At 58.6% G+C, this 16,097-nt stretch carries 14 protein-coding genes; 4 read left to right on the plus strand and 10 right to left on the minus strand.

All coding sequences use genetic code 11. From position 1 onward, the window contains the following. The first annotated feature begins 324 nt into the window (after positions 1-324). The gene (gene bcp / locus WC600_12995; GenBank protein MFA4903646.1) at positions 325-792 is read left to right on the plus strand and encodes a thioredoxin-dependent thiol peroxidase; all 468 of its coding nucleotides are present in this window, start codon (positions 325-327) and stop codon (positions 790-792) included. A 147-nt stretch (positions 793-939) separates the two neighbouring features. On the opposite strand, the gene nrfD is transcribed toward bcp, so the two are convergent. The 6 genes from nrfD to mutL form a co-directional block, all read right to left on the minus strand. After that, on the minus strand, positions 940-2,091 hold the full coding sequence (gene nrfD, locus WC600_13000) for an NrfD/PsrC family molybdoenzyme membrane anchor subunit (GenBank protein ID MFA4903647.1): 1,152 nt from the start codon (positions 2,089-2,091) through the stop codon (positions 940-942). A gap of 3 nt (positions 2,092-2,094) precedes the next feature. Next, positions 2,095-2,907 (minus strand): 4Fe-4S dicluster domain-containing protein, encoded by an 813-nt coding sequence (locus WC600_13005; GenBank protein ID MFA4903648.1) that lies wholly within the window; start codon positions 2,905-2,907, stop codon positions 2,095-2,097. A 21-nt stretch (positions 2,908-2,928) separates the two neighbouring features. Then, positions 2,929-5,982: a formate dehydrogenase-N subunit alpha gene (gene fdnG, locus WC600_13010; GenBank protein MFA4903649.1), complete on the minus strand. Its 3,054-nt coding sequence runs from the start codon at positions 5,980-5,982 to the stop codon at positions 2,929-2,931. Between the two features lie 301 nt (positions 5,983-6,283). Next, entirely contained in the window at positions 6,284-7,216 is a 933-nt protein-coding gene (locus tag WC600_13015) for a M23 family metallopeptidase (GenBank protein ID MFA4903650.1), read from the minus strand. Between the two features lie 969 nt (positions 7,217-8,185). Continuing rightward, complete coding sequence (miaA, locus tag WC600_13020) at positions 8,186-9,124, minus strand: tRNA (adenosine(37)-N6)-dimethylallyltransferase MiaA (protein ID MFA4903651.1); 939 nt, start codon at positions 9,122-9,124, stop codon at positions 8,186-8,188. Between the two features lie 177 nt (positions 9,125-9,301). Continuing rightward, a complete protein-coding gene (gene mutL / locus WC600_13025; GenBank protein ID MFA4903652.1) occupies positions 9,302-11,050 on the minus strand; it encodes a DNA mismatch repair endonuclease MutL in 1,749 nt (582 codons plus the stop codon). Positions 11,051-11,312: 262 nt separating this feature from the next. Here mutL and WC600_13030 point away from each other — a divergent pair, with 262 nt between their 5' ends. From WC600_13030 to WC600_13040, 3 genes are all read left to right on the plus strand, one after another. Beyond that, positions 11,313-11,498 carry a hypothetical protein gene (locus WC600_13030; GenBank protein MFA4903653.1) on the plus strand — a complete coding sequence of 62 codons (186 nt, stop codon included), beginning with the start codon at positions 11,313-11,315 and terminating at the stop codon, positions 11,496-11,498. Positions 11,499-11,597: 99 nt separating this feature from the next. After that, positions 11,598-12,335: a ribonuclease PH gene (gene rph, locus WC600_13035; protein ID MFA4903654.1), complete on the plus strand. Its 738-nt coding sequence runs from the start codon at positions 11,598-11,600 to the stop codon at positions 12,333-12,335. Further along, positions 12,314-12,940 carry an XTP/dITP diphosphatase gene (locus WC600_13040; GenBank protein MFA4903655.1) on the plus strand — a complete coding sequence of 209 codons (627 nt, stop codon included), beginning with the start codon at positions 12,314-12,316 and terminating at the stop codon, positions 12,938-12,940. The genes rph and WC600_13040 overlap by 22 nt, the downstream gene beginning before the upstream one ends. A 60-nt stretch (positions 12,941-13,000) precedes the next feature. On the opposite strand, the gene fabD is transcribed toward WC600_13040, so the two are convergent. The 4 genes from fabD to thiH form a co-directional block, all read right to left on the minus strand. Further along, on the minus strand, positions 13,001-13,942 hold the full coding sequence (fabD, locus tag WC600_13045; GenBank protein ID MFA4903656.1) for an ACP S-malonyltransferase: 942 nt from the start codon (positions 13,940-13,942) through the stop codon (positions 13,001-13,003). A 59-nt stretch (positions 13,943-14,001) separates the two neighbouring features. Then, a complete protein-coding gene (gene thiE, locus WC600_13050; GenBank protein ID MFA4903657.1) occupies positions 14,002-14,658 on the minus strand; it encodes a thiamine phosphate synthase in 657 nt (218 codons plus the stop codon). Next, positions 14,658-14,855: a sulfur carrier protein ThiS gene (thiS, locus tag WC600_13055; protein ID MFA4903658.1), complete on the minus strand. Its 198-nt coding sequence runs from the start codon at positions 14,853-14,855 to the stop codon at positions 14,658-14,660. Before thiS ends, thiE begins: the two co-directional genes overlap by 1 nt. Before the next feature lie 86 nt (positions 14,856-14,941). Further along, on the minus strand, positions 14,942-16,087 hold the full coding sequence (gene thiH, locus WC600_13060; protein ID MFA4903659.1) for a 2-iminoacetate synthase ThiH: 1,146 nt from the start codon (positions 16,085-16,087) through the stop codon (positions 14,942-14,944). Positions 16,088-16,097 lie beyond the last annotated feature (10 nt).

Below are 16,097 nucleotides of genomic sequence, written 5' to 3' on the forward strand. Positions count from 1 at the left end.
ACATGATCCGGGTTGCAACCATGCCATAAAAGATGGCATTGTAGAATTGATTACCCCTTTGAATTAACGCCACTTTTTTTTGAAATACTTAAATATACTTATTGTCAGGAGAGGTTCTTGCAAAAAACCGTTTGGTCACTTATGAGATGCTTCGGTTGCTTCTTTCCCTCAGAATGACAGGCAGGGGATATTTGCAAGAGGCTCTTTTGGCAATGAGATAGCTCTCTGACCCACCTGTTTTTCCACCTGCTTCAAATCTGGATTTTCCGGGATGAATGATTAATCTATCAAAAAATTCCTGCTGCGGCAGAAAGGCGGTTTTCCATGGCGAGACTTAATCCGGGCGATGCGGCCCCAAGGTTCCAATTGCCCGACCAACATGACCAGACGGTCAGCCTGGCGGATTTTCACGGCCGGAAGCTCCTGGTCTACTTTTACCCCAAGGCCGGCACTCCGGGGTGCACCCGGCAAGCGTGCAGTATCCGGGATGCCCGGGAGGCATTGGCCGGCCTGGGTCTGGCCGTGGTGGGCATCAGCCCCGATCAGCCGGCCAAACAGAAAAAGTTCGACGACAAGTACGGGCTGGCCTTTCCGCTCCTGGCGGACCCGGACCATCGGGTGGCCGAGGCCTACGGCGTCTGGGGCGAAAAGACCATGTACGGCAAAAAATCTATGGGTATTATCCGCTCGTCGTTTTTGATCAACGCGGAAGGCAAGATTGTGCAGGCCTGGTACGGGGTTAAGCCGGAGGACACAGTTCCCAAGGCCCAAAAGGCCCTGGCGGGTAAGTGAAAAAGTGGGGCGGGTTTTAAACCCGCCCCTTAAATCCCTTTCAAGGATGTCTGCTCCGCTTTCCCCCTCCCCTGGTGGGAGGGGGTTAGGGGGAGGGGGGAAGGTATTGATAATCCTAAAGTAATTTTATCAACACGAGTGCCCCCCTCAATTCTTTACCGTTTCCCCCGAAAGCTCCGACGGGTACAAGGGTAGATACCGGGTGCCCAAATCGAAGATCAGAATACCCCCGGCGATCAAGGCCAGGGTGATGATGATTTCGATGAACGACGGGAAGTAGCTGAACTGGCGGTAACCGCCGTAGCTGGTGAGGCTGACGTTGAAGCGGTTCAAAACCACCCCGAACGCCGATAACCCCGCCGCCCAGTAGAGGCCCTTCACCGAGTTGCGCACCTCCTTAAACGTCAGCAGAAGACCCGGCAGGGCCACGGTCCCGAACAACTCCAGGTAAAAGAAGAAGTGGGGTGTATCGAAGGCCCAGACCGTGGCCCCCCGGGCATAGAGGTCCGTGACCTTCATAGCGAAATAGACCAGAAGAGCGATCCCCAGCCCCTTGCTGAAGTCCGACAGCAACTTGATCTCAGATTTGCGCTTATAGGCCCAAGAACTGATGAGGCTCTCCAAAGTCACTACGCTCATCCCGCCGATCACCGCGCTGCAGAAAAACAGCGGCCCTATGGCCCGGCTGGCCCAGAGATCGGACATCTTTTCCGGCATCAACAGGTACAAGGCTCCCAGGGACGATTGGTGCAGGGTGGAAAGCATCACCCCGGCCACCACAAAGACCAGGTAAATATTCCGTAAAAAATTCACCCACTCAAACTTCTCCCAGCGCTCCAGGGCCATGATCAGGATGTCGATGCCCAGGACCGTGGTATAAAGCATGACGCACCAGGACACCTCGAAGAGCACCGAATGTGGATTCCACATCACCATGGGGTGCCAGATACGCCAGGGCTGCCCCAGGTCGAAAAACAGCCCCACGACAAACATCAGGTAGCCGAGGAAGGCCGAGAGCTTGGCGGGCCGGAGTAGCGGTTCGAATTTTTTCAGGTTAAAGATATAGATGGCTGCGGCCATAGTGAAGCCGCCCCCGGCCAGGGCCACCCCGGCCAGGATGTCAAAGCTGATCCACAGCCCCCACGGGTAGGCGTCGTTTAAGTTGGTAGTAGCGCCCAACCCAAAAAAGAGCCGGATCAAGGCCGAAATGAGGCCCAGCACCAAGATCACATAAAGGATGGCGCGTCCAGGGGTCAACTTACCCTCGCCCGGATACCATTTTTCCACCTTATCGGCCATGGCTCACTCCTCCTTACCTTCCCGGGACTGCTGTTCCTGGACTTCGGCCCGGCGCTTGTTGATGTAATGCAGACCCACGGCCAGGCCCCCTACTCCCAGGGCCACAAAGGGCACCTTGGACATCCATTCCCGGCCGTGGACGCCGTAAGGCTGCTCCCCCAGGTCGGTGCGGAAGCCCCGGTGGTTGAGACCCAATTGCTCGAAAGACACCGCGGTCAGATAGAGCTTGGCAGTCCCACCCGCGACCTTCTCGCCGTAAACCTCGGGGTAATACTTGCCGGGATGAGCGCCGATGCGACGGTGGGCTTCTTTCAGAAGCTCTTTCCGCTCCCCAAAGAGCAGGGTCTCGGTCGGGCAGACGGTGGCGCAGGACGGGTTCAGGCCGATCTCAATGCGGTCGGCGCAGAAGTCGCATTTCCTAATCAGGGGCACCGCCGAACTCCATTGGAATTTGGGAATCTGGAACGGACAGGCCATCATGCAGTAGCGGCAACCGATGCAGCGTCCGTCATCATAGACCACCGGCCCGCTGGCAAGTTTTTCCAGGGCCGCCACCGGGCAGGCCGTCACGCAGGCCGGATCATTGCAATGCATGCAGCGCCGGGAGATGAAGTGCCAACTCAACTGCCCGTCAGGTTTCTCAATCTCTCGAAAAATAATCCGGGTATAGTTGTTGCTGTCCAGGTATCTGGGATTGCTCCAGGTCTCGCTGAACTCCGTGCGTTCGCCCGGCAGGTCGTGCCAGCTCTTGCAGGCCACCTGACAGGCCCGGCAACCGATACAGCGAGTCGTATCGATCAACATGGCTTTACTCATGGCTGTCTCCCTTGCGGCCTATCAGACCTTTTGCACGTCCACCAGGAACACCTTGTACTCCGGGATCATGGTGTTGGCGTCCCCCACCATGGGGGCCAGTTGGTTGGCGGCGTAATTGTCCTGGGAATTGGGGCCACCGGTAGTCAAGCCGGCAAATCCAAAGTGCCAGGGCAACGCCACCATCTCTACGGTGTTCGAAAAACCCGCCTTGCCACAGCAAAAGGGCGCGACCCGGTTGGTGACATTGGCCCGGGCCTTCACTTCCCCCCGAACGCTTTTCACCTTGACCCAGTCCCCAGCTTTGATACCCCGGGCCTTGGCCAGCGACGGGCTCATCTCCACGAACATCTCGGGCATCATCTCCGCCTGCCAGGTGAGGTTCCGGGTCATGACCCCGGACTGCCAGTGCTCCGTCACCCGGAAGGTGGTGGCAATGACGGGATATTTGGGGTCGCAGAGCTGGGCTACCTTATCCATCTCCGATTTCCACACCTTCATCACCGGGTTGGATTGCTGCGGCGACATGACATTCACATACGGGCACTCCAGCGCCTCGTAGTGCTCCGGAAAAGGCCCTTCCTTGCAAACACCGCCGGGGACAAACAGCCGGCTCTTGCCTTCCGGCAGCATGATGAAGGGGACCTTGGCCGACACGTCCGGCGGGATATGCTCTTTAGTCTGAGCGTTGATCCAGCCGAAATCCGGGATGTCCAGATTCTTCCAGGTCTTAGCCGCCGGGTCCCAATGGAACATGGCTTTCTTGGGGCTCCAGGGCACTCCCTGGGGATCCAAAGAACAGCGATTGTAGATGATCCGGCGATTCACCGGCCAGGCCCAGGCCCAGGTAGGATAGAGCATCAGGCCGCTGGGGTCTTTCTTGTCCCGGCGGGCCATGAGGTTGTTCTTCTTGTCCGGCCCCGGATAGGACCCGGAGTAGATCCAACAACCACACGCAGTGGAGCCGTCGTCTTTCAGGGCCAGGAAATTGACTACCTGTTTTTTGTCCGCCACGGTGGAGCCGTTGATCTCCTTGGCCACCAGGTGCACGTCCGGGTCATCCCCGTAGTTCCAGTTAAGGTTGACGATGGGGTCGGGGAAAACCGCTTTGGGATCGTCTTTATAGAGTTTTTTAAGCTCCAGGGCCAGGCGGTTGGCATACCACAGGTCACTATGGGCGTCTCCATGGGGCTTCACCGCCTGGTAGCGCCACTGCAGCCAGCGCCCGCTGTTAGAGGCGCTTCCTTCCTTCTCCAGGGCATCCGCCGCAGGGAAGAGAAAGACCTCGGTCTTGATGTCCTGGGTCTTGGCCCCGGGGCGCTTCCAGAACACGGAGGTATCCGTCTCAAAGAGGTCAAACGCCGCCATCCACTCAAGCTTCCCCAGGGCGTCGTAGGCCTGGGTCAGGTTGGGGGAACTCACCGCCGGGTTCATGCCCCACACCAACATGCCCTTGATACCGCCTTGCCCCATGGATTCAAACAGGGGAATCCAGGAATATCCGGAACCCTGATAACCCTTGCCGATCTTGGGGAGATAATCATAGGCAAACTGGTTTTGAGGAGTGGCCGCGTCCCCCCAGAAGGCCTTGAGCAGGCTCACAAAGAACTTGGGCTTATTGATCCAAAAGCTAGCCTTGGGAGTTTCTTTGTCCAGGTAGTCCTTCAGGGTCGGGTGCGCGGCCTCATTGGGAATGGCCATGTACCCCGGGACGATATTGAACAATAACGCCATGTCCGTGGAGCCTTGGACGTTATTTTCACCCCGCAGGGCGTTGATGCCGCCCCCGGGCATGCCCATGTTCCCCAGGAGTTGTTGCACGATGGTATAACTGCGGATAATCTGCACCCCGGTGGAGTGCTGGGTGCCGCCCATGGCATAAAGCAGCGAGGCGGACTTGCCCGGGGCGCCCGTGGCGCTGTACACCGCCGCCATCTCCAGGAACTGCTTTTTCGGCACTCCCGTAACCGCTTCCACCATCTCCGGGGTATAGCGGCTATAGAAGGTCTTCATAAGCTGGAAGACGCACTGGGGGTTGACCAGGGTGGGATCGGTGACCGGTTTCTTCTCTGCGTCCAGTTCATAGCTCCAACTGGCCGGATTATATACGTGCTTCTCTTTGTCAAAACCGGAAAAGAGGCCGTCTTGGAAACCAAAGTCTTTATTTACCAGAAAGGCGGCGTTGGTATAGTTCACCACATAGTCTTTATGATAAAGGTCGTTTTGGAGAATATAATTAATGAGGCCGCCCATCAAGGCGATATCGGTGCCGGGCCGCAAACGCACAAAGAGATCGGCTTTGGCCGCCGAGCGGGTGAAGCGGGGGTCCACGACGATGAGTTTGGCCCCCTGGTCCATGGCCTTGGTAATCCATTTGAAACTGACGGGATGGTTTTCGGCCGGGTTACAGCCGATGATCATGACGCAATCGGCATTGGCAATATCGTTCCAGTGATTGGTCATAGCGCCTCTGCCAAAGGTGGGCCCCAACGAGGCCACTGTGGAGGAGTGTCAGAGGCGGGCTTGATGTTCTAAATAGACGATGCCCAGGGACCGGGAGAGCTTACTGAGGAGATAACATTCCTCATTGTTTAAAGCGGCCCCGCCGATGGAGGCCAAAGTTTCCGTGCGGTTCACCGGTACGCCGCTTTCGGACTTGGTGATGAAATTCGCATCCCGGGTGGCCTTGATGCGCTGGGCCAGGGTGGTGATGGCCCAATCCAGGGGCTTTTCTTCCCAATGGTCGCTGCCCGGGGCGCGGTATTTTACTTTGTTGAGGCGCCGGGGACTGGTGACCACCTCGAAGACCGCCTGGCCTTTGCTGCACAAGGTCCCTTCGTTGATGGGATGGTCGGGGTCGCCTTCGACGTTAACGAGTTTGCCCCCCTTGGTGTTGGCTACGAGACCGCAGCCCACCCCGCAAAAGGGGCAGATTGATGTAGTGACTTGGGTGTCCTTGGTCTTGGCGGGAGCGACGAAACCGGCCCATCCGGAGCGCGTGAAGATGACGTCCGAGAGCCCCAACGCGGTGATCCCGCTTCCCAAACCCTTAATAAAGGTCCTGCGGGTGATGCCCATTTTCCACCTCGGCTTGGGTGTGGAGTTCAGGAATAAAGAGGAATATAGTGGCGAATTTAAACTTATCTGTAACCTTTACCTGAACCGCTATCACCTCCTTCAGATTTTGTGACTATGTATTCGCACTGTTGCACAACTGTTGCATATTTGTCAACTATGATTTCCTGGCATATTTTAGGAAGCGCCGGGCAGAATTATACCGGGGCAGGGTCTGGGCCTGATGGCGGAGGAGATTATTGTGCAGGAGTTTGAGGTTTCTCGAAGAGACTAACCTACTTCAAACCGTGGGAAATTCTCATGCTTAAAATTTTTTTATTACCACAATTGATGGCTCCTTGACATTAATTTGACTACGGCGCCCTTTAAAAGCTGGGTGTCTGCTAACCTGTATCTTGTTGATTTGTATCTCCGGATTCTCATATATTCGGGCAACCTTATGGTGGTATAAGTCGGTGACCCCAAGGCCATGGCACAACTGGACCAGGAAACTATAAGGATTTAAGAGCTCATCTCTACACATACGATGATCAGCATAAACCTGGAGGTGAAGATGCGCCTCAGACTGCTGAAGCCCCGTGCGGCCTACATAACCGATGAGTTCCCCCGATCTTACCTGCTTACCCTCGACGATCCCTTCAGCGTATCCTTGCAAATGCATATACCCATAACCTTTGCGGTCTTGACCACTTAAGATCAGGGTTATGCCACCTTCCTGAGAAGTTGAGAGGGTATTGACGACCCCAGAGGTTATGGCATAAACCCTGGTCCCCTCCCTGGCAAAAATATCCACGGCGCGATGATGCCTCCCCCCGCTGCGCCATTCGCCCCAACTGTCCCGGAAGGAAAAGGGATAAGCTACCGGGAAACAGTAGCCGGGGTGGTTTGGTGTAGGCAAGCGCATTAAGCCTCGCTGCATTTGGTCCACTCCGGGAAGCTGTTTCTGGGCATATTGGAGGAAATCATTGTACGCTTGCCGGACCAAGGCCTGAGCCTCATGGCTGGGAGAGAGAGCTGGCTGGTGGTCTTCTCGCCGCAAACCAGAGTTAGACATGTTTGACATAAGACGCGCAAGAAAACCGATTCTTGCCCACAATCTGCCCAGGTAGCGTGGGGCCAGCCACATATTTTCACAGAAATCAGCGTCCTGTAGATCATTTGCCTTTCCCGGCTTTATTTGCGTCGATTCCGGGATGCCTTTGGAAGGGCAGGCCTTAGGATGCTGACTGGATTCCATCTGGCTCACTGCTTTGATTAGCGAGGGCCACAAGTTATGGGATTGGCCGGTCTCCTGGATGATGGCGCTGGTCCGGGTGTTTGGAGGAGCCCACTGACGTGGGGGAGGGTTCGTAGCAGTCTGTTTAGGCGGGGAGTGTTCCCGGTCAGAGAAGTTATAGTAGACCACCCCTTTTTCCAAAACCCTGACATATGATTCAGCGAGCCCCGGTGAATGACCTAAGAGCAGCACCCCGGCGATTATGAGCCATACTCCGCTGAACAACTTCGATATCCTCCTGTGGTGAGAATTATCCAAAAGAGTACCTCGAAATTTATGCAATAATTATGCCGATATCATCCAACTGAGCGCGTACCGGATATGGGGCTCATGGTCAAGTTGGGTGGGCTGGGCCTTATAGCATTTGCCAAAAGTTTTTTCCTCTAATTCTCCTCTCCCCTTGTGGGAGAGGGTAGGGTGAGGGGTTAATAAGAAAAAACTTTTGAGCCTCTTGCAAAAGTCTCTTTGCGGTCGAAACCTTATACGGGTATTGATAAGTTCGCCGGTAGCACAGGCCTTCCAGCCTGTGCTACCGCAGGTTAAACCTACATGGCAGAAGCTGCCACCCCTGAGGGATAAAATCCTCCTACCCACTGAAGGGGCTTTAAAAGTCCCCCTTTGAAAAAGGGGGATTTAGGGGGATTTGGATTTTCACGCTAAAGCCTGCGACTCCATAATGTCCGGCAATTTTGCAAGAGGCTCTTTTGGCAATGAGTATAGATGTCGGATTAGTATCTCTTATTTCGGACGCGCTGGCAAGGTTTACAGCACACGAGAGAGGAGACCGGGCCTTGGAACCTGAGACATAGAGAACGTATGTGTGACAGATGATGTTGGCGAATATCAATCAGGGTAAGGCGAAACTATTATTTATATTCCTAATTATTACATTTATAAAATATAGAAATATAAAAAGAACTTAGGAGCGGCTTACCCGAAAAACTCCGCCAACGCCGCGGCCATCTCCTTTACCTGGTCGGGGGCAAACCACTTGATCTCCTTATCCGAGCCGAACCAGGTGTGCTGCCGCTTGGCGTAGCGGCGAGTGTCCCGGGCGAGAAGCGTCAGGGCCTCCTCCCAGCTCCAACGCCCGGTGAGGTAGTTGATGAGATGGCGGTAGCCTAAAGCCTGGAGGGGTTTTAAATCCGGCGGGTAGCGGGTGAGCAGCTCTTTGACTTCTTCCAGCCACCCTCGCGCCAGCATGAGCTCCACCCGGGTCTCGATGCGCTGATAGAGCTCCTCCCGGGGCAGAGCCAACCCCAGCTTCAGCACCTTGTAGGGCGCGTCCTGAAAGCGGTGGGCGTTGATAAACTCGGACAGCGGCGTGCCCGTGGCCTCCATGACTTCCAGGGCCCGGATAATCCGGTAGGTGTCGTGGGGATGGAGCCGGTCGGCCGTGGCCGGGTCCAGGTAAAGGAGGCGCTGGTAGAGCACGGGCAGCCCCAGATCCTTAAGCTCCCCCTTGAGCCGCGCCCTGACTCCCGCCGCAGGCTCGCCTTCTGTGAACAGGCCGGAAAGCAAGGCCCTGAGATACAGCCCGGTGCCGCCCACCACCAACGGCGGCGCCTGGCGCTTTTGCAAATCCGCCAGGACCTCCCGCCCCTCACGGCAGTAGCGGGCCGCGTCATAGGGCTCCGGCGGGTCCGCCACGTCGATGAGATGGTGGGGCACCTGGACCCGTTCTTCTTGGGTGGGCTTGGCGGTGCCGATGTCCATTTCCCGGTAAACCTGGAGGGAGTCGGCATTGACGATCTCGGCCCCGATTTTTTGCGCCAGGGCAATCGCCACCGCGGTCTTACCCACCGCGGTCGCGCCTACCAGGACCGCCACCCGGGGTTTTTCTATGTCACTGGACCTGATAATTTTCATTCGACCATAAAAGTGAATCGGGTTTTACCCTGGCAATAAACCTCGGGGAAAAAGGGGAAAAGGAAAGGAATGACGATTAATTTTTTGGACATGCCTCAGGCTAACGTGTTCAATCGTTGTTCTTTTTTTGTTCTTTCCCTTTTCGCCCTTTCCCCTTTTCCCCTTTTCGCCCCTCTTTTACCGCCGGAAGCTCTGCCGGATGTCGTGGTAGCTCATAAGCCGCCACAGGGGCCGCCCGTGGGGGCAGTGGGAGGAGACGGCAAGGTCATCCAGCTGGGCCAGCAAAGCCTGAATAGCTTCCGGAGCCAGGGTTTCCCCGGCCTTGACCGCGCCTTTGCAGGCCATGAACTGCAGGGCCTGCTCCTTGACTTCCTGGGGGCGGGTGCCGCTTTTAAAAGGTGCCAAGCTTTCCACCGCTTCGGCTACCACCGCCTCCAGGTCGGCATTGGCCAGGCAGGTCGGGACCGCCGTGATCACAAAACTGGCCCCGCCAAAGGGTTCAAGCGACAGCCCCGCCTGGGCCAATACCTCCAGGTGCTCCTTTACCCAATCCGCCTGGCTTGCTGGCACTTCCACCACCTGGGGAAAAAGCAGGCTCTGTTTAGCCGCCTCGGCCCCCTTTGCCTTTAAGGCCTCATAAAGCACGCGTTCGTGGGCCGCATGCTGATCAATGAGAATAAGCCCGTCGGGTCCTTGCGCCAAAATATAGGTCTGGGCCAGGGTGCCCAACACGGTCAAATCTTGAAAACGCCAGGTTCGCTGGACAGGCGCAGGCCCGGGGGCCGGCGCCGTCGCGGCCTCAGGATAAGTGAACGGCGGCGGTCCGTAACGGTCTGGCGGAGGCGCCATCCGGGGAAACAACGCCGGCGGCGCGCTCTCCATGGCTCGGGGGGCAGCTTCCGGCTGCCAGCTCACCTTCGGCCGGGGACGCTCGCCATACAGGGGCCCCAGCCCCTGGCGCAAGGCGGCGAGGAGCAGCGGGTAGACCTTGCCGGGGGCTTGAAAGCGAATCTCGGTTTTAGCGGGATGGACGTTGACATCCACGGCCTCAGGAGGGGCCGATAGCTGCACCACCGCCCCGGGGTGCCGGCCACGGGGCAGGAGCCCGGCGTAGACCTCTTTTAAGACCGCCCCCAAAACCATATCTTTGACCACCCGGCCGTTCACCAACAAGACCTGGAAGCGGCGGCTGGCCAAGTTAAAATCCGGCTCCGTCACCAGCCCCGTAACCTGCCAGGCCCCCTGGCCTAGAGATAAGGGCAGCATATGGGCCGCCAGGTCCGGGCCGAAAACCGCGGCCACGCGTTCATTCAAGCTGCCTGCCGCCGGGGCCGCCAACAAGGTCCGGGTTGCGGTGCTCAGGGTGAAGTGCACCTGAGGGTAGCCCAGGGCGAGACTGCGAAGGATTTCTAAAATCTGGGCCTGCTCCGAGTCTTTGCTTTTCAGGAATTTCTGCCGGGCCGGGGTGTTGAAAAAGAGTTCTGCCACCTCCACCTGGGTGCCGCGGGCCGAGGCCCAAGGAGAGGCCGTCATAATCTCCCCGGCCCGGGCCACCAGCCGATAACCGCTTGGCGCCCCCTCCGGACAACTGATGAGGGTGAGGTGGCTCACGGTGGCAATGGATGGCAAGGCCTCGCCCCGGAATCCCAGAGTTCTGATGCCCAGCAGGTCGGTTTCAGCTTGAAGCTTGCTGGTGGCGTGGCGCTGCAGGCTTAATGGCACCTCTTCCGCACTCATGCCGCAGCCGTCGTCCACCACCCGGATGAGTTTGCGGCCGCCCTCCTCCACCGTCACGCTGATGGTGCGAGCCCCGGCATCCAGGGCGTTTTCCACCAGTTCTTTGACTGCCGCGGCGGGGCGCGTAATGACCTCCCCGGCAGCAATTCTGGCAGCTACCTGGGGGTCCAGGATACGGATGCGACTCACGGATTCCCCCTTGCCTTGCGGGTGTCCCTGGTTTATCATGTGCCTCAAGGAGGGCTGTGACGGTTCTTCTTACCTGCCTCGCCGGCCATTTGAATTGGCCTTCTTCTGGCCGGCGGGGAAACTTTTAGCTATCAGCTATCAGCTTTCAGAAAAACAAACTTGTCGGATCAAAGACCCCGCTATTTTTTGGCTGACTGTTGAAAGCTAAAAGCTGACTGCTCTTTACTATAACAAAAAATTACCCCACGGGGGAGGAGCATACATGGCCCGGGACAAAGAAGCCCACACACCCCTGACTCCCCGGGAGGAACTGCTCCTGAAGGTGACCAAGGAGATCATGGTCAAATTCATCGAAGTGGGACGGGTCTCCCCGGCTTCCTTTGCCGACACCTTTAACTTAGTCATCGGCACCTTGCGCCAATCTCTTAAAGAAGGGGAAAAAGGGTAAGAGGAAAACAGGCGAAGAGGTTAAAACAAAATAGATCTTTTCCCTTTTGCCCTCTTCCCCTTTTCGCCTTTTCCCCCGATTTTTACCAGAGGAACCACTATGCGACGAAGCGGCGCTCGCGCAGACAATGAACTCCGGGAGATCAGCATCACTCCGGGCTATCTGGATTTTGCCGAGGGGTCTTGCCTCATCACCTGGGGCCGGACGCGGGTCATCTGCGCCGCCTCGGTGACTGAACAGGTTCCGCCTTTTCGCCTCCATACCGGTGGCGGCTGGGTCACGGGAGAGTACGCCATGCTGCCCCGGGCCACCCATCCCCGGGGGGACCGGGAATCTCTCAAAGGCCGGGTGGGGGGCCGCACCCTGGAGATTCAACGCCTCATCGGCCGCTCGCTTCGGGCCGTGGTGGATTTGCAGGCCCTGGGGCCCCGCACCGTCACCATCGATTGCGACGTCATCCAGGCCGACGGCGGGACCCGCACCGCCAGCATCACCGGGGCCTTTGTGGCCCTGTGCCTGGCCCTGGAGGATTTGCGGCGCCGGGGGCTGCTGGACGCCTCCCCCATCAAAGAACAGATGGCCGCAGTGAGCGTGGGGCTCGTCGGGCCGCGGCTGCTCCTGGATCTGGACTACGACGAGGACTCCCAGGCCATGGTGGATGCCAATTTCGTGGGCACCGCGACAGGCAACCTGATCGAGGTGCAATTAACCGGGGAGGGCGGGTCGTTTCCTGCGGCCCAACTTAACCGCATGCTGGAGTTGGCCCAGGTGGGGTTAAGCCGGCTCACCCGCATCCAGGAAGAGGTTTTGGCCCCGTGTCTGCCCCTACCCTGGTGATAGCCACCCGCAATCCTGGGAAGGTCCGGGAACTTCAGGAACTCCTGAAAAATACCGGAGTAACCCTGTTAAGCCTGGCAGATTTTCCGGAGATTCCCGAAATCCCAGAAGATGGGGCAACTTTCAAGGAAAATGCCGCCACCAAGGCCCAGGCCGTGGCCCGGCTCACCGGGTTTCCGGCCCTGGCCGATGACTCCGGCCTGGCCGTGGACGCGTTGAACGGCTCTCCCGGGGTCTTCTCCGCCCGCTACGCCCAGGACTTAACCGCTCCCCGCCCCCCAGATGACGCGGATAACTGGCGTAAGCTTTTAGAGGAAATGCGCGACGTTCCTTGGGAGGCCCGCTCCGCCCGCTTCGTCTGTGAAATCGCCCTGGCCTTGCCCGATGGCCGCCTCTTTAGGGCGCATGGCGAGTGTGAGGGCATCATCGCGCTTTCCCCCCAGGGGGACCATGGCTTTGGCTACGACCCGGTCTTTTGGGTGCCGGAGCACGCCGCCACCATGGCCCAACTGGGACCTGCCGTGAAAAATCAGATCAGCCACCGGGCCAGAGCCCTGGCGGCCTTCCGCGACCTTTTGGCCTCCGTGCTGGATGAATTGACTTGAAGCATGTAGGGGCGGGTTTCAAACCCGCCCCTACAAATCACACATGAGATAGATTTATTCTCAGCCCTGCACCGCCGCCAGAAACTTCTCCAGACTCTCCCGGTTTTCCACGTTATAAAAACTCTCTTTGGGCTCGTCCGGCAGGATCTTGCGCACCAGGCCGGTAAGCACGTTTTTGGGCCCCACCTCCACCCAGGTGTCGATGCCCGCGGCCTTGAGGTTGACGATGAGTTCGGCCCAACGTACCGGGGAGGTGAGCTGTGCGCCCATGGAGGCCCGCAAAATCTTGGGGTTCGTCTCCGGGGCCGCGGTGGCATTGATGTAGAGGGGGAACTGCGGCGCCTGAAAATTCAAGGTGTCCATAAACGCCCCGAAATCGGCGTTGGCTCCCATCATTAAAGGAGAGTGCCAGGCCCCGGAGACCTTTAAGGGGATGACTTTGGCCCCTTCAGCCTTGGCCGCATTCCCGGCCCGGGCCACAATCTCGGGAGCACCGGAAATTACCGTCTGCACCGGCGTATTGAAGTTGGCCAGGGCGATGGGGCCTTCTTTGGTAAAAGGATGCACCAGCCCCTTCACCTTCTCCGGGGTGAGGCCAATAATTGCAACCATAGCGCCGGGATATTTTTGGGCCTCGCGGTGCATGAGGCGGCCGCGTTCGCGCACTGCCGCCAGGGTGTCGCCGGCGGAAAGCACGCCCGCGGCAAACAGGGCGCTGTATTCTCCTAAACTGTGGCCGCACACCGCGGCAGGCGTAACTTTGGCTTTGGCCAAAGCCCGGTAGAGACAGAGGTTGACCGCGGTGACTGCGGGTTGCAGATTCACCGTCAAGGTAAGTTCTTCCATGGGACCGGTGAAGCAAAGTTTTCGTAAGGGCAGGCCGGTGGTGGCCTCGGCCAATTCGAACAACTGCTGGGCCTCGGGGTCGGCGTTAAACAGGTCCTGGCCCATGCCCACGTACTGCGAGCCCTGTCCGGGAAACAAAAATGCGATCTGGGACATGATTACCTCGACAAGATTATGGAATTGGTGGGAGCGTCGCCCGCCTCATCTTAGTTAGTTCAGCGGTCAATCGCCCTTGATATAATTGCCTTTCTGAGGGCCGCCGCCGCGGCGGTGACGTCTTTGGCCGCGGTGACCGCGCTCATCACTGCAGGATGCCGGGCCCCCTGGGCCACTACCTGGCCGATATTTCCCTGATTGATGCCGCCCATGGTACTCCAGGGAATCTTAAGATGCGGCGCGATGCGTTTCAGAGCCTCAACCCCCAGAGGGACGGCGGCAGGCTTGGTGGGGGTGGAGAAAACCGGGCCGATATTGACGTATCCGGCCCCAGCGTTTTCGGCTGCCAGGGCCTCTGCCAGGGAATGGCTGGAGGCGCCGATAATCAGCTCCGGGGCGATCTCTTGGGCCGCGGTCACGGGCAGGTCCGCCTGGCCCAGGTGGACCCCATCGGCGCCTGCGGCCAGGGCGATGTCCGTCCGGTCGTCGATGATCAACAAAGCCCCGGCGGCCTGAGTTCGCCGGCGGAATTCCACTGCCAACTCATAAAGGGGGCGGCCTGCCATGTCCTTTTCCCGCAACTGCACGATTCCCACTCCGGCGGCCAGGACTTTATCCAACACTTCCAATGAGTTTCGACCGGCGCAAAAGGCTTCGGTGATGACCACATAGAGGTCAGCTTGCATAAACGCGGTTAAACGCCGGGCCAGGTCCATCAACCGCCTCCCACCAGGCGCACCAGTTCCAGAACGTCACCTTCGGACAGATGGGTTTCCCCGTAGGCCTCCCGGTCCACGATCTCCCGGTTGCGCTCCACTATGGTCCCCTGGGGGTGGAGGTCCAGTTCCGCAAGGAGGCTTAACACCGTGGCCGCCGCCACCTCCCGGTCCTGGCCGTTGATGGTTACTATCATTGCTGCATTCCTGATTCCGTAGGGCGCAGCTGCGTGTGCTCCCTCAAATAAGGCGGACACACAGGTCCGCCCCTACATGACTGCTCTTACTCCACAAAGGCCCGGTCAAAATCCTTCCATACCGGGTCGTAGCCGGCCCGCCGGATGGCCGCCACCACCTCGGCCGGGCTGCGGCGATCCTCAATCTCAAACTGCTCCAGCGCGGCGTCATCGTTTAAGTGGGCATAACCGCCGGGCCGGGTGGAGGAGCCGGCGCTCATCATGGTCACGCCCAAGGGCATCAAGCTGTCCCGAAGACGGGAACTTTCCCGGGTGGAGAGATTGAAGCCCACTTCCGGCAGAAAAATCCGCAGGGCCAGCATCAATTGCACCAACTCCCGGTCAGTGGGCAGATGCTCCACCTGGTAGCGTTCGGGCACATGGCGCAGGCGCGGAAAGGAGACGGAGATGGCGCTCTGCCAACACTCCTTTTGAAGCTGGCGGGCATGCAGGCCCATCCAGAAACCGTCCGCCCACCAGTGGTAGAGGCCCAAGAGCGCCCCGATACTGAGTTTTCGGACCCCGGCCCGGCCGGCCCGTGCCACGGCCTCAAGGCGGTAGTCGTAATCCCGCTTACGGCCCCGGGGGTGCACTGCGGCGTAGGTCTCCCGGTGGTAGGTCTCCATGTAAAGGGTGACCCCTTCCAGGCCCTTATCCACCAGCAGATGGTAGTCCGCCTCATCCAGGGCGTAGACCTCCACGGCCACGGAGACGAAGTACTCCCGGGCGATGGCCACGGCCTGGGCCAGGTACGAAGCCGGCGCCACTTTCGGGGCCTCGCCGGTAAGCAAGAGGATGTTCTGAAAACCATGGCCGGCCAGGCTCTCGCATTCACCCCGGATTTCCGCCGGCGTCAGGGTGCGCCGGTCGCCGACGCTCCCGGAGTGCAGGGCGTAGCCGCAGTAAAGGCAGTCGGAGTGGCAGATATTGGATAGGTAAATAGGGGCATACAACCCGATGGTCCGTCCGAAGTGCTGCCGGGTGAGGCGGTGCGCCGCCTGGGCCAGGTCCTCCAGGAACGGGACCGCGGCAGGCGACAGCAAAGCCGCCAAATCCTCCGGAAACAACTGCTCCCGGCCCAGGGCTCGCTTGACGTCTCCCGGCCCGGCCCGGTCCATGACCTCCCGCAACCGCGCCTCCGGCCAGTCATCTAAGATTTTGCCGAAGGGGGATGTTTTTGATGCTATCTGCATAAAAAGTTTT

This window comes from Desulfobaccales bacterium (genome assembly GCA_041648175.1).
GTDB lineage: Bacteria > Desulfobacterota > Desulfobaccia > Desulfobaccales > 0-14-0-80-60-11 > 0-14-0-80-60-11.

What these genes read in the sequence shown, in the direction of transcription:
- rph (MFA4903654.1), top strand. Translation starts at nt 11,598, where the DNA reads ATGCGACGAAGCGGCGCTCGCGCAGACAATGAACTCCGGGAGATCAGC.
- thiE (MFA4903657.1), bottom strand. Translation starts at nt 14,658, where the DNA reads ATGGACCTGGCCCGGCGTTTAACCGCGTTTATGCAAGCTGACCTCTAT.
- WC600_13005 (MFA4903648.1), bottom strand. Translation starts at nt 2,907, where the DNA reads ATGAGTAAAGCCATGTTGATCGATACGACTCGCTGTATCGGTTGCCGG.
- miaA (MFA4903651.1), bottom strand. Translation starts at nt 9,124, where the DNA reads ATGAAAATTATCAGGTCCAGTGACATAGAAAAACCCCGGGTGGCGGTC.
- nrfD (MFA4903647.1), bottom strand. Translation starts at nt 2,091, where the DNA reads ATGGCCGATAAGGTGGAAAAATGGTATCCGGGCGAGGGTAAGTTGACC.
- WC600_13030 (MFA4903653.1), top strand. Translation starts at nt 11,313, where the DNA reads ATGGCCCGGGACAAAGAAGCCCACACACCCCTGACTCCCCGGGAGGAA.
- fabD (MFA4903656.1), bottom strand. Translation starts at nt 13,942, where the DNA reads ATGTCCCAGATCGCATTTTTGTTTCCCGGACAGGGCTCGCAGTACGTG.
- thiH (MFA4903659.1), bottom strand. Translation starts at nt 16,087, where the DNA reads ATGCAGATAGCATCAAAAACATCCCCCTTCGGCAAAATCTTAGATGAC.
- bcp (MFA4903646.1), top strand. Translation starts at nt 325, where the DNA reads ATGGCGAGACTTAATCCGGGCGATGCGGCCCCAAGGTTCCAATTGCCC.
- thiS (MFA4903658.1), bottom strand. Translation starts at nt 14,855, where the DNA reads ATGATAGTAACCATCAACGGCCAGGACCGGGAGGTGGCGGCGGCCACG.
- WC600_13015 (MFA4903650.1), bottom strand. Translation starts at nt 7,216, where the DNA reads ATGGAATCCAGTCAGCATCCTAAGGCCTGCCCTTCCAAAGGCATCCCG.